The organism is Vibrio wakamikoensis, assembly GCF_050337275.1.
In the GTDB taxonomy this organism is placed as follows: Bacteria; Pseudomonadota; Gammaproteobacteria; order Enterobacterales; family Vibrionaceae; genus Vibrio; species Vibrio chaetopteri.
This window is the reverse complement of sequence record NZ_JAKJST010000018.1, coordinates 146,120-159,973: the sequence shown is the minus strand read 5'-3', so window position 1 is coordinate 159,973 and position 13,854 is coordinate 146,120. Positions and strand designations below refer to the sequence as shown.

General features: G+C 45.9%; 12 protein-coding genes and 1 pseudogene. 8 read left to right on the top strand and 5 right to left on the bottom strand.

Going from position 1 to position 13,854, the window contains the following annotated elements; all coding sequences use genetic code 11:
* Positions 1-74: 74 nt before the first annotated feature.
* Complete coding sequence (locus tag L4C42_RS10135; protein WP_353499982.1) at positions 75-707, top strand: TetR/AcrR family transcriptional regulator; 633 nt, start codon at positions 75-77, stop codon at positions 705-707.
* A 184-nt stretch (positions 708-891) separates the two neighbouring features.
* Here the strand turns inward: L4C42_RS10135 and L4C42_RS10130 are convergent, their stop codons facing one another.
* From L4C42_RS10130 to L4C42_RS10115, 4 genes are all read right to left on the bottom strand, one after another.
* Positions 892-1,491, bottom strand: coding sequence for a fructose PTS transporter subunit IIA (locus L4C42_RS10130; protein ID WP_418642719.1), 600 nt, complete (start codon positions 1,489-1,491; stop codon positions 892-894).
* A gap of 10 nt (positions 1,492-1,501) precedes the next feature.
* Positions 1,502-3,199, bottom strand: coding sequence for a sugar phosphorylase (locus L4C42_RS10125; protein ID WP_353499980.1), 1,698 nt, complete (start codon positions 3,197-3,199; stop codon positions 1,502-1,504).
* 9 nt (positions 3,200-3,208) lie between these two features.
* Positions 3,209-5,836 (bottom strand): glycoside hydrolase family 38 N-terminal domain-containing protein, encoded by a 2,628-nt coding sequence (locus L4C42_RS10120; RefSeq protein WP_353499979.1) that lies wholly within the window; start codon positions 5,834-5,836, stop codon positions 3,209-3,211.
* A 68-nt stretch (positions 5,837-5,904) separates the two neighbouring features.
* Positions 5,905-7,311: a PTS fructose transporter subunit IIC gene (locus tag L4C42_RS10115; protein WP_353499978.1), complete on the bottom strand. Its 1,407-nt coding sequence runs from the start codon at positions 7,309-7,311 to the stop codon at positions 5,905-5,907.
* A gap of 172 nt (positions 7,312-7,483) precedes the next feature.
* Here L4C42_RS10115 and L4C42_RS10110 point away from each other — a divergent pair, with 172 nt between their 5' ends.
* Positions 7,484-8,131, top strand: a complete 648-nt coding sequence (locus L4C42_RS10110) for a MurR/RpiR family transcriptional regulator (protein WP_353499977.1) — start codon at positions 7,484-7,486, stop codon at positions 8,129-8,131.
* A 67-nt stretch (positions 8,132-8,198) separates the two neighbouring features.
* On the opposite strand, the gene L4C42_RS10105 is transcribed toward L4C42_RS10110, so the two are convergent.
* Positions 8,199-8,804, bottom strand: coding sequence for an oligogalacturonate-specific porin KdgM family protein (locus L4C42_RS10105; RefSeq protein WP_429760361.1), 606 nt, complete (start codon positions 8,802-8,804; stop codon positions 8,199-8,201).
* A gap of 268 nt (positions 8,805-9,072) precedes the next feature.
* Here L4C42_RS10105 and L4C42_RS10100 point away from each other — a divergent pair.
* From L4C42_RS10100 to L4C42_RS10075, 6 genes and pseudogenes are all read left to right on the top strand, one after another.
* A pseudogene (locus tag L4C42_RS10100) lies at positions 9,073-9,201 on the top strand (multidrug transporter subunit MdtL); the annotation flags it as partial.
* Between the two features lie 51 nt (positions 9,202-9,252).
* Positions 9,253-9,702, top strand: coding sequence for an HAD family hydrolase (locus L4C42_RS10095; protein WP_429760423.1), 450 nt, complete (start codon positions 9,253-9,255; stop codon positions 9,700-9,702).
* A gap of 418 nt (positions 9,703-10,120) precedes the next feature.
* Positions 10,121-11,023 carry a hypothetical protein gene (locus L4C42_RS10090; RefSeq protein ID WP_042500209.1) on the top strand — a complete coding sequence of 301 codons (903 nt, stop codon included), beginning with the start codon at positions 10,121-10,123 and terminating at the stop codon, positions 11,021-11,023.
* A gap of 87 nt (positions 11,024-11,110) precedes the next feature.
* On the top strand, positions 11,111-12,277 hold the full coding sequence (locus L4C42_RS10085; RefSeq protein ID WP_429760359.1) for a DUF5692 family protein: 1,167 nt from the start codon (positions 11,111-11,113) through the stop codon (positions 12,275-12,277).
* Between the two features lie 59 nt (positions 12,278-12,336).
* Positions 12,337-13,197 carry a hypothetical protein gene (locus L4C42_RS10080; protein WP_353499974.1) on the top strand — a complete coding sequence of 287 codons (861 nt, stop codon included), beginning with the start codon at positions 12,337-12,339 and terminating at the stop codon, positions 13,195-13,197.
* A gap of 59 nt (positions 13,198-13,256) precedes the next feature.
* Entirely contained in the window at positions 13,257-13,817 is a 561-nt protein-coding gene (locus L4C42_RS10075; protein ID WP_429760357.1) for a chalcone isomerase family protein, read from the top strand.
* Positions 13,818-13,854: the final 37 nt, after the last annotated feature.

Sequence of the window (13,854 nt, the reverse complement as noted above, 5' to 3'; positions counted from 1 at the left end):
GAGTTGAAGCCCCAGCATTTTGCTGGGGCTTTTGTTTATTAAGCTCTTCGATAGAGGTAGATTCGTTAACTAGTATGAAGACCCGAGATAAAATCATTCAAGCCAGCTTGAAGCTATTTAATGAGAAAGGCGAACGCGCCATTACTACTAACCATATTGCTGCCCACCTAGGGATGAGTCCTGGCAATCTCTATTACTACTTTCGCAATAAAGAAGACATTATCAAGTCGATATTTTCCGACTATATCGCTTACGTCCGTGAGTCCTTTGTTCCGGTATCCAGTGACACTCCGGCGGAGGTGTACCTGCAGCGCTATTGCGAAGAAGTGTTTGGCAGTATCTGGCGTTTTCGTTTTTTCCACGCCAGCATGCCCGAAATCGTGATGCGCGATAAAGCCCTGCATCAAGCCTATTTGCAAGCGCATGATGTATTGGTTGCCAGAGCTCACGAGTCGGTGCTCAATCTGCGCCGCGACGAATTTATTGTCATCGACGACGATCAAATCGATGAGCTAATTGAATTGATGCGCGTAGTTGGTGGCTTTTGGGTGAGTTACTTAATGGCAAACTCAGTGGGCAAGTCGATAACCAAAGCTGATGTGAATCGCGGCGTGGGTAAGTTTATCGTTTTATTGTGGCCTTATAGTACCGATAAGGGTAAAGAAGTGCTGACTAAGTTGAAATTGAAGTATAAGACGGTGGCGTAGTAGTACCGACGCACCCAACTTGAGAGTCGCAGCGATATTTCTAGCACCACCGTCGTTAGTTGTACTTCCACCTAGGCTCCCTCGCCAACATCGGCGAGGGGAAGGTGTTTGTATTAATCCTGCGGATATACTTGAGCAAAGCCTTTCTCAATGCACCCACAAACCTGCTTGGCAGTGCACCAATCTAAAGCAGTAAGAACAAAAATGCTGAGATGATGACACCAATGCCGAGCACTGCCGGGTAAGCAATATGGCTGATGTCTTTTGCGACGTTGTCTTGTTGCGCTGATTCAGTTTCTGATTTATCAACTTGGGGCTCGCTAGCAGCATCACCTTTTTCAAATAACGCCATGATCTCTTCAGTATTTCGCGCAGCGAGTAACTGGTCACGGAAATCGTCATCAACCAGCGATGACGTCAACGTAGTCAGAACCTCCATGTGTGTCGAACCTGCCTCTGCTGGCGGTATCGCTAACAAGAAAATCATGTTGACTGGCTCATCGCCATCTAGGCCTTTCCACATCAGCTCATCTTTCACAAATGCACATGCGAAGACAGGCTCTTTCACTGCCTCTGATTTACCATGAGGCACGGCTAAGTATTCGCCAAGGGCAGTCGGTCCCTCTTCTTCGCGCTTTAATACTGCCTCAAGAAATTGTGCTTTGTTAGTAAGTTTGCCTGTTTGTTCAAGCTTGTCCGTCAGTGCATTGATGGCGTCGAAGCGATCTCCAAACACAGCATCAAGCATGATCAGCTCAGGAGTTGTAAGTTGGGCAAGTTTCATGATGTGCTCCTTATTTTTGCTGTGTCAGCCAAACAAATTGGTATGGTGCCAACTCAAATTCTGTTGGCATAAACTGTTCACTAATGAGGTCAAAGCCGGAATCCGCTAACACTACAGCTTGAGCTTGTGATGTCAGGTTAACCGCAAATCGAATGGCTTCTTCACCATCGCCACGCTGCAATGCAAAGATACCATCACCCAAATTCAGGACTTGTTGAGAAGCCTGTGGTGAGAACGCGACGTACTGCTGACGAAGGCTCAATAAGCGCGTCATTGGGTTGAATACTTTTGAACGCAGTGAGTCTTCGTCTGCCAGCTCACTTTCTAGCTTCGCTAAATCCAATTTTTCACGGTTGATGCGTCGGTTAATCCCTGAATCGAGCATACCTTGTACGTCATTTTCGCTACCCAACAAGCTGTGGTAATAAATCGCTGGAACACCTATGAATGACAGCAAGATAGATTGAGCTGCGATGAATTTCTTCGCTTTGTCGTCAATGCTATCGGTCGGCTCTGTAATCGCGCTGAGGTAGTTAATATTCAGCTCATAAGGTGATTGGGTACCATCACCGTTATTTTTGTAGTTCACTCGACCGCTTTTGCGTTCGACTTGCGCGCACATCATTTGGCGGTCTTCGTCCGTCAGGATGCCTTCTGTTGGACGAACCCCGATCCCATCGTGACTGGCAAGGAAGTTAAAGTAGGTAGTTTTATCACCTTGAGCGAGTTGCGCCATTGCTTCATTTGTCAGCGAAGTCGCCCATTGCGTCAATGTCTCGCTATTTTCGCTCATCAAGGCGTGCAGCGTTAATGGCGGTAGTGGGAACTGATAAACCATATACGCTTCATCGCCGCTCCCAAAGTAAGATACGTTCTCTTTGTGCGGCACATTGGTCTCAGTGATCAACAGCGTCCCTGGCATCACTTCATCCAAAATGATTCGCCACAGCTTGATGATTTCATGTGCTTCTTCTAAGTGGATACATGTAGTTCCGAGCTTTTTCCAGATAAAACCAATCGCATCAAGGCGAATCGAACGTCCACCATTTGCCGCGTACATCAACAAGATATCGATGCTTTCCAAAAGCACTTTCGGACTGTGAAAGTTAATGTCGATTTGATCGTCCGAGAAAGTCGTCCATACATGTACAGCCTCACCCGATGCCTTGCTAAACCGAGTGTGGAGCGGCAACGCACGGGGGCGCGTTACACTTGAATAGTCAAGGCTCGGATCCGACTCTACAAAGTAGTCTTGATATTTCGCATCACCTGCTAGGTAACCTTGGAACCAATCACTGCTCTTCGAGATATGGTTGATGACACAGTCGTACATCAGGTCAAAGTTCTCAGATAGTGCATTCAATTGCTCCCAATTACCGAGATTAGAATCCACTTGACGGTAGTCGACCACACTAAAACCATCATCCGAGGTATAAGGAAACATTGGCAAAATATGAATGTTGCTCAATGCCGCCTTCAAGTGGCGATCAGCGAATGTCTTCATCGTCGTTAGCGTCGGTTCTCCTTGATTAGAAAAACTGTCGCCATAAGTGATCAAGTAAGAGGTACGTTGATCAACCCAATTCTGATATTGCGGTGCTTTGTCTTGCCACTTTTTCATTAGAGCAAGAATATCATCGGTAATTTCTGTCGCGTCGGCGTTGCCATATAGCTTGGCAACTTTGTTATAAATCGCATTAGCAATCATGACTCTCTCCTACTTCTCTTTGTGACCAAGCGTTAAACGCACATCTAAGCTGTTGTTAGGGCGCACAATGTAAGCGCCATCGAGTGGCTGCTCTCGATAGTTCACCAATTCAACGTCAGCAAAGTGCTTTAGCGAATCAAGGTCAAGCTCGATTGGGCTCCCAGTTGGGTTGAACACGCGTAGAATGATCGCATTATCGCGGTAGAAGGCGTGTCCTAAGCTAGATAGTTCCAGCGCTTGCGGTAATGAGAACAGACTGAATGAAGATGAATGCTGTCTCGGCTCAAAGCGAACTTGGAAGCGTTCAAGACGATTTTCAAAGCTGTTCAGCGATTGTTTTTGGTACCCAAAAGGTTGGTCTAAATACCGGCGCTCTAACTGACGAATGGTCTTGTGCTGTGCGTTATCACACAGAGCCAGAGCAAAGCTAAAGCTCATCGCTTTTTGCAGTTGAGCATCGGGTGTATATACCACTGTGTTGTTGATGCCAGATGCACGCCCTGGACGCCATAACAAGTCATCCTTACCAAGTCGTCCGGTCGACTTAAACAAAGTCAGTGCGATCTTATCGCTCTCTGAGCCTTTCAATATCTGAAACTCTTTAAGGCCACGACCCGTTAAAATCAGAGATCGCTCCGATTCCGCAATCGCGACAGAACCATCTGTGGTTTCAATATCGACAGGACACTCTCGGTACTTTTCGCGCCATTGCGCTAGGTCAGGGGCAACAGGACGCTCCATCAGTGCGAAAGGTTGAGTACTAATTGAAGTATCAGTCTGAAGATCTGAGTTAATCAAAACGCGAACACGGTGGTCGCAAGTGTTGTTCAAGGTGTTGATATCAAACAGAAGCTGGGACTCACCACTAACCAGACTCATCGTGATGTCGAATACCGCTTGTCTATTTTGCTGACCACTTTGGCGTGCCGTCAGATCTTGTGGCACCACTAATGTTGCTCGAACAGATAAGCTTTGTTGCGTTTCACCAACGGTACATGACAACCACTCAAGCGAAGTGCTGTAGTTTGGTGTATCACCTTCCAGTGGTGAGAAGTCGTAGGAGTCGCCATCGTCGGCTTGCTCTTCAAACGTCAGCAATTGTTCGATAACGCGACCATTGAGTTTGTCTTCTAAGTGCAGTTGACCTTGCTCTAGAGAAACTCGTAACGCTTGGTTTTCAATTACCGTCTGCTCGCTGTTCACTTGCTCCATATTAGCTTGCTTACACGCTTGAACTTCAAATACGCGATAACCCATTGCAGGTAATTCTGAAACAAGCACATTCAGCTCAAATCGGTAGTATGGTGGTACGTCGACCTCTTTCTCGCCGTCTTTCGTTACTTCAATGATCTTACCGCCACTTAACGTTTCTTTATTAAGAACTTCAATAGGCAGGGGTAGACCCGATTCCAGAACCGCAATATTCTCACTCGCACTAAATACAACCGCCTTAACCATCCCGTTATAAGGTGTCATTTGACCGTTGAATAGCATCAACTCATCGTCGTTACATGCGCTGGCAATCTCTTTAATAACAAGGTTGTAAAGGCCGTGACAAATCTCTTCCGCTTGTTTGAGGCGATGCATGATATCGGCGTTTGTGGCATCGCTATTACATCCACCCATGCTGTCATGGGCATGACACTCAAGGATTTTTTTCCAAGCAATATCGATTAACTCAGTGTGTACAGTAATACCTTGCGCCTTAGCGATAGCAACCACTACTTCAAGTTTCTTCAATAAGAACTGTTCTATTTCAAAGTTGAGTTTTTTGATGTCATAACGCACTGAACCAATGGTTTTATGAATGCGTGTGTAACGTGGCAATTTGAACTCACCTTGGTATGTCTCAAACGTGTGACCATTCTCACGTAATACATCAACAAATGCTTCCATTGACGAAATCACGTAGACATCTTTACCTGATCGCTCAGTCGCGGCTTGTAAGGTTTTCGGTAACTCAGGGTCGATATTAACTTGGTCACCACCCGATGGAATCAACACTTCATCTAAACCTGAGAGTGATTTGATCTTCTCTACCATCGGGAAGATTTTCTTATCTAGATGATCAGGTGTTGCGTTGATATTCTTTGCTGCGCCATAACCGTGAACTAGGTTGTAAGCGTAGATCTCATCTCCCCCCATAGAACGCCAGAAGAAGTGTGATTTTTCAACTTGCTGGTCATAATCAATGCCGCGCCAGAAGATAATGTTATCTATACCCATGCCTTTAAAAATGGTTGGCATTTGCGCGTTATGACCGAAGGTATCTGGTAAATACCCCACCTTCATACAGTGGCCAAGCCCCTCAGCGATATGCATACCGTATTTCAAGTTACGGATGATCGACTCTACGGCGACGTTGTAGGTATCTGTTTGTGTGTACCAAGGTCCAATAAATAGTTTTTTCCCTGAAACCAATTTAGCCATGCGCTCCTGCATGTAAGGTAGGACTTTAAGATAGTCTTCCACAATAGAGGACTGGCCATCTAAGTGGTAACAGGTGTAAGTCTCGGTGTTTTCGAGCGTTTCAATCACTTTTGTAAAATTGTAAGTCGCGAGTACATCACTATCCTGTTGGGTGAAATACCACTCACGGTCCCAGTGAGTGTGAGGAATTACGTGTACTTTAGCCATTGGCGTTGTCTCTAAATCTTGGTCTGAATTTTATTGGAGGAAGACGCATCTTCCTCCGTTGAAAATGGTTAAGCTTGAGTAGGCTCAGGTTTAGTGCAAAGCAGTAGAGCAACAGCAATAAACATCGAACCTGCAAGAACGGAAATGGTATAGCTCACAGGGTCGGACGATAGGAACCATCCCCATACAGCTGGTAATGGCAAGCTTTGGAATACGTTAAGCAATACACCTAGTTGCGTTCCGATAATCGAACCCAAGATCATGATAGGAATCATCTTCGGATTCTTAAGGATGAATGGAATTGCCCCCTCTGAAATGCCAATTAAGCCCAGCATTAAAGAGGTTTTACCGACAGTCTGCTCTTCAGAAGAGAACACGCGTGGGCGGAATTTGCCATCGAGCAAAGCTGCCAGGCCAACACCGATAGGCGGGATAACGATGCCTAATTCACGAGCGAGCAAGTCAAACCCTTCACCCATGCCATTAAGACCCAGTGCCACTGAACCTGCAGCTTTATTAATAGGCCCACCTAAGTCAAATGCAGTACCAGCAGCAATTACCATCGAGTAAATACCACGACCAGCATCACCCGCTTCGGTAAACAGGTTGATCATTGCTATGTTCAAAGCGCCAAAGAATGGATTAATTAGATACTCCATCGTTAGCACCATCACCACTCCAGTAATCGCGGGTACGACAAGCATGGTTTTCAATGTCGTGAAATCTGGTTTCACCTTGATAGTATCGTTTAAAAAACGGACAAGGTAACCGACAAGAAAACCTATCGCGATGGCTCCGAAGAAACCAGAAGGCGCCCAACCCTCTAGGTCGAAAAAGCGTTTGTATACTTCATCGCTCATTACACCGCCAATAAAGGCCGGAATCAAAGCGGGTTTACCAGCGATAGAATAGGCAAGGTATGCTGCAAAGATTGGGTACATGAACTTTATGGTCATGAAGCCCAACTTATCTAGGGTTTGAATCGGTGTGTCAGAGATATCAATGAACTCACCTGTGATCTTCGCTACCGCCATTAAAAGGCCGCCTAAAACCACCACTGGGAGCATGTAACTGATGCCCGTCATGATATGGCCGATCGCAACTTGATACGCCGAGCGTTTTTCTTCGAGTGGTAATTCACTCAATGTCGCCGACTTTTCTTTGCCACGTTGAAAAACCGATGGCAACAAAGCATCTACATGTTTGATTAGCTCTTGAGTTCTTACTTTTAAAGGATTGGCATTGTCAAAACGTTCCATGTCCATGATCGGTACGTCAACGGCTAGCACGACGCCGTCAGCGGTTGCGATATCATGAGCAGTTAGACGGTTTTTCACACCATCGCTGCCTTGGGTTTCTACTTTGACTTCGTAGCCATGCTTGTCAGCCCAGCTTTTGATTTTTTTAGCTGCCATAAAGGTATGTGCAATGCCTGTAGGGCAGGCAGTTACTGCAACCAGCTTCTTTTTACTCATGGGTATCTACCTTGTTATTTCTTACTGTGGACAGTATATGAGCCTCGATTCGGATCAGATATTGTTTCCTCATACAACTCACGTATCACGATACATCTGTGATCCGACGCAAAGACAACGCGGCCATTTTCAAGCGTAATACCGACAGTTTCCTCAATAATAGTCAAAAGCGATGAATACTTTTCGAGGCATAGAGCGCGTTATTTACGAGTATCTGATTGGGCACGCCAGTCAGTTACATGAGATCTCGGCAAAGACCATAGCCAACAAGGCACTTACTACGACAACTTCGGTCAATCGAGTTTGTAAAAAAATGGGATATGCCAGCTACACAGAATTGCGATATAAGTTGGCAAATGAGTTAAAAGAACAGGCACAGAACCTAGAGGGTGAAAAGTGCGAGCAAAGTGTCATTTCACAAGTGGCAAAGACACTGAGTGGCTCTCCCGTAGTGTATCTATACTCTCGCGGCGCATCGATTGTGAGTGTGAACTATTTGTCGCGCTTCCTCTCTCTGGCTAATGTTCCTCACTTGGTGATCACTGATATTCACCAGTTAACGAGAGCTGAACTCGGGACGGTGTTGTTAATCAGTAAATCCGGGGAAACACAAGCCGTCGTAGAAATGGCGCACAACGCCAAAAGAAAAGGTTTGAAGGTGATGGGGATAAGTCGGAAAGGTTCTACTTTAGCGCAATCTAGCCACCTGAATGTCCCATTGGAAGAGCAAGTGGATGGTATATCTCTCTATAGTCGAGAGTCGCAAATCCATATCCTTAATATTGTTGATAAAATCGGCAAAGTGCTGCTCGGTTTTTAGTTCACCTCTGCTCTTATTTTGATCAGAAAAAGCGGTCAATGACCGCTTTTTCTGATTTCTTTCGTTACTACAGGTTCATCACAAAACCTAAGCGCACTGCGTAATCGTTCTCACGGTTACCTTGTTCATCCACATAGGTTTCATCTACAGAAACAAGCTCTATGTATGGCATCCAAGTTTCATTCAACTTGTAGTTAACCATGATCGTGTGCTCCCAGTAATCATCTCGACCAGTGCCTTGATCCACGCCATCTTGATAACGGTAACGAGGGTTGTACATCAGACCTACATCTCCAAAGTTTTTCGAGATCCAAAGATCAAACTGGTTAGAGGCTCCACGAGTGGTGCCAGAACCATCAAGGTAGTTTTTGCCATTCGTATCGTTTGACCAGTTGTAGCGGTAACTACCCGTTAGAGACACGCCATTGTCAAATGTGGTACCAAGCTTTAAGTAAGGTCGGTATTCCGTCCAGTTCGGAGCCGTTACCATCACCAAACCCGGCGCCCAATACCAATCTTCACCAAGATCAAACTTATAAGTTGCTTCAAATTCCTGAGCCGCTGCCTTCAAGCCATTCTTATCTGGATCATCAGAGTCATTGCCAGCAAAGTAACCATCATTGTGGATTTGCGCGGCTTCGGCACTAAACAAGTACAACGTATGGTGATACATTCATTGTATTACCGTTCGAGTTGAATATTGGTCACATATAAAAATTGCGCACACTATGTTCTATTACAGAAATAGAGCATCATCTTTATTAGTTTTTATCGATTCCGAATTTAACTCAAATTATACAAGGTTTTGCATAAATATCAGGAATGCCAAATCGCATGAGGGAGATGCTATGTCGTCAGCGGACATTACTGTTGTCCTATTTCTCACTCGCTAGTGGTCTGTCGAGTCATTAGTATTCTGAGAACCAATTTATGAGGTTCTCATGTCCAGATTTATCGTTTGCAGTTTTTTCCTAGTCTTGCTTTATCCAACAGCCATCGATCTCTACTTGGTCGGTTTGCCAAAATACCTACGTGATGAAGAGGCTTACCATGAAGCCAATCATGGAGCAAAAAATTGGCAGGAGTTGTATGTCGATTACTATGGGCTGACTCACGACGAAATGATCTTAGCCGGCAGTATGTGGGCAGAGCATCAGGAAAAAAACGAAACAGAAGTGACTCTGTTTAAAGGTATTAAAAATATCGTCGAAGCGTTTTCAGCGCGGCCGCATGGTATTTGCTCTCAGAACTCACAGAACAATATTCGTCGCATGCTGATTAATAATGGTATTGATGCACCATTTAAGGCGATTGTCGGATACGACGATGTATCAAATGACAAACAAAAGCCTCATCAATTTGGCGGTATTAAATGCATCGAGTCAATCTTGGGTCACTTGGATAACCCATTTGTTTGTATATTGGTGACCATGAGGCGGATACAAAGTTTGCTCGCAACATACAAGAAGCTATTGGTGATGGCGCTAGGGTTATTTCTGTGGCAGCGGCATACAGCCGCAGTGAACCAAAACTATGGGATACCAAGCCTGACCATGTTGCTTACTCAGTAGAAGATTTGCAGGATATCATTAGCCAATACACATAGTTTAATCAATGAAGATTATGGTTGCTCAGCAGTATGTAGAGCAGCTGCAATAGAAATTGGACTTTGATTTTTAAAGCGAGCTTAGTGCTCGTTTTTTGGATCTTATGCTCCCAAAGTACCCACCTCGCACATTCTGTGATCGCCCTCATAGGATTCTAAAAACCATACCTAAAATGTGTGATTAGTTTAAAAAATCGCCACCAATCTTATCTTCCAATTTTGAAAACGTGAAAAGGATCCCAACACGTTGAGTAAAATAAAATTAGAGTAATTACTCAAACATAGAGTATTTGCTCTATTATAAGATTTTGAAAAATAAAAAGAACATTTCGTGTGTGTTAGCTGAATTTTGATTAAAACCAATAATTTAACGTGGAGGTATCATGGACATACCAACCTGGCAATACGTGGCATCTATGTCTTCTTACATAGTGTTTTTGTTACTACTCATCGAGGGCATGCGCCGGACTCCCCGGTTGACCGCCTTTATTTGGATCGCAACTTTATTTACCGCGCCGTTGTGGGCTGATCAGTTGGATGGCTGGTTCCGCTGGGCGAAAACCGTGAGCGTACTGATTCCGACAGCTTTGGTCGTCGGTCTTGCTCGACTAGCTTGGTACTACCGAGAAAACCCGAACGCGATATTGCGTTTCTTCCGCGGCGACTGGGTACTGAAAGTGTTGTACGGTGTGTTATTTCTGAACATTGCCGAAGCGACACTCAAAGATCTAGTTACGGGCAACTACTTCAACTTCATTTGTGGCGTGATCTTATGTATCACCATTCCGTTCCCGCGCTACAAGAACGGCGTGCGTCAGTACTGGCTTATTTCTAAAGACAAGCCGAATGACTTGCTGTTCTATTCCACGGCGGCTTGGAACTTCCTATACACCACATGGAACCTAGCGTTTGTGTATGGCGAAAACACCGGCTTCTTCGCGAGTTCGTTCTGTATTTTGATTGCTGCCGAGCTCTACCCGGTCATCAAAAAACGTCCAGAGCTCTACATCATTGCACGTGTTTACACGCTAGCGTTCCACATTTTCGTGCGTGCTATCCACGATGTGTTCACCCCGGTCATGGACTCCAGCGCATGGCGTAACGAGAGCGTGCTCTATTGGTGGGGCGCTATCAACCTTGCGATGCACATTCCATTTGTCATCTGGTACTTCAAAAAGCAGCGCGAGCAGAAAGAACCACCGTATGGCGACAACCAGCCTCCGCTGAAAACGGACTGCGTCAATGAGTATGACGAAGCACCCGACAAAGTAGCGCTAGCCAAATAGGCAAATAGCTTAAAGGCTCTCCCCCGGTGGCCTAGTTGATGACGACGTCATTAGGCCACCACTTCAAAACCTGACACAGGTGATGGTATGAAAAGATTAACAGCACAGATTTTGGCGTTGTTGGTAACACTGTGCGCGGCGTTTATGTCTCCGCTTGCAGCTGCCGATCAAGGCTATAACGAACAACAACTTATTGGTGAAACTTGGCAAGGGACGTTTGATGGCGACCCTGGCGAGGGCAGTCTGTTTTATCGCCTTGATTTCCTGGCGGACGGTAAAGTCAAAGTGCTTAGACAGTCTGGTGGTTTTAACAAGACTGAAGTTCAAAACTGGTACATCGAAGAGGGTCAAGTTGTGATCCGTAGCAATGCTGGCGATGATATCACTGACTTTGATAACGCGACTTTTGCGTATACCGATCGCGATCAGATGCGCTTTACCAAGGATGGCAGTCATTGCAACTTCCATAAACTGTATCAAACCCGTGCTTATCTGCATGTGTTGTTTGTCCTAGTTGGCTTGATTGCACTCAATGAGCTTTGCCGTCATGTGAAATGGGCGAACTACCTACTTTGGTTCGTGCTACCGATTGCTCTTATTCCACTGTTCAGCAGCTACGGTGTCACGTACTGGTTCAAGTGGGTCAAGCTTTACTCGGTAGTCGGTGCCGCTGCGCTGTTTACCCTTATCCGATTTACCCCTATTGGCGATAAAAAGTGGGCACGTTTTGGCGCTGCTGCGTTCTTGGCGCTGAATATTTCAGAAGCGGTGCTGCAAGACTTCACCATGGGCAACATGGCCAACATTCTTAATGCGACCGGTGGCTTGCTCTCCATTATCACTTTGGCGGGCTGGGCACAGATCCAAGCAGACAAATCGAAACAAAGAGACATGGTGTGGCCTGCAATGACCACGTTCTGGATCATCGCTTACGACATCTGGAACATTGTGTTTGTTTACCTCAACTTCCCTGGCAGTGCCACAGCGCAGGCCATGGTTCTGGTGGCGGCAACTCTGCCATCACTGTTTATCAAGAAAGGTACTTGGCTGCAGGCGCGCGCCTTCACGCTGGCGGGTTCCTTTATGTATTACTTCAGTTGTCCATTTATGTACGAAAGCAACGTGGTGGTGCTGCCGCGCAACGATGAGCTCATGTTATTAGCGGGATTGGCGAGCTTTGTGGCAAACGGCATCTATGCCTGGTTGTTCTTTAGAAAAACGCGCGAACAGCGCATGGCGTCAGTTCTCTCTTAATACTAATAAATTTGTAATAAAAACAGTTATATGTCTCATTATTGTAGTGGAGCCAAATTATGAAATCTTACCTAATTCCAATGACCTCAATCGCCCTTGTTTGTTCTGGTGCTGCTCTTGCTAACGAGGAAGCTGAGCAACAAATTGACATGTCGAGCCCAACTGAAGCCTATACCGCGTTAGGCGTAGGCTACGGTAACGAAGGGATGAACCTAAAAGCGATGTACATGCTGTCTGAGCCCGACTCAGACCGTAAATCCGGTTTCATCCTAGAGTTCAACGATGTGTTTGATGAAAAGGGCGGCGATCCAAAATTCTCAGGCACTAAAGTCATGGGTGGGATGGTCGTGCCTCAAATGAACGATAAGACCACCAACCGCAACTATCGTTTCCGCTATGGCTCGGTGAATACCACTAACGGCCTTGGACATATGGTGGATGCGGTGGTTAAAGACCATCCTTTTTACGGTCAGACCGCAGTAATTCAAGCTGGCGCAGTCGCGACGCTACCGATTGGTGATAATGCGTTTATCTGGCCGGTATTGATGGCGGGTGGCGTCATTATGGAGGACAACACCAGTAAACTCGCAAGCTATGACCCCGCAATGGCCGCCGCCAACAATCTTAGCAGTAGCGGTATTGATTGGGCGTCGACTATCTATTCGGTTAAGGTCTATGGCCGTTACAAGTTCAATGACTCTTGGTGGGTGTTGGGTGCTTGGACTTACACCGATGAGTTTGGCGGAAAGAGCTGGGATAAACCTGTCGCTGAGGGCGGTTTAGAGCTGAGCCCTCAGCAAATCGAGTTGACGCTCGGTTACCAGATCACCAACCGTCAAAACCTACGTCTTAACTACCATAACTTCTCTGACAGTGATGCTCCGGACAAAGTATGGCTTGAATACAACTACGCCTTCTAACGTTTGAGCATTCATTGACAATACATGACCCCTAAATTTAGGGGTCATAAGGAGAAACCATGAAATTACCGTTACTAATGACGTTACTCGCTGCTGTCTCTGTTACTGCACAAGCAAAAACGATCAGTGGTATCGACGTGCCCGATACCTTGACCACACAGCAGCAAGAACTCACCTTGAATGGTGCCGGTGTGCGCAGCAAGTTCTTTATGGACTTGTATGTTGGCTCACTGTTTACCGCTTTACCTGCGACCGAGGCCGCGCCATTGATTGGTGGCGAACAGGCATCCGCAATCCGTCTTAACATTACTTCTAGCATGATCACCAAAGAAAAATTGGCCGATGCGCTCAACGAAGGTTTTGATAGTGCGACGGGCGGCAACACGGCGCCAATTGATGCCAGTATTGCTAAGTTTGTTGAGTTGACCTTTGCTGATGAAGTGACGGAGGGTGATCAGTTCACCTTAATGAGCGTTCCCGGTGAAGGCATTTATAGTTATAAAAATGGTGAGCTGCGCGTATTGGTCGAAGATGATGCGTTTCGCCAAGCACTGCTCGCGGTTTGGCTAGGTGCTAAACCGACGGATAAGTCGCTGAAGAAAGCCATGCTGTCTCATTAAGTCGCTGTACTATAGACGGAATCAATAACTGACCCTA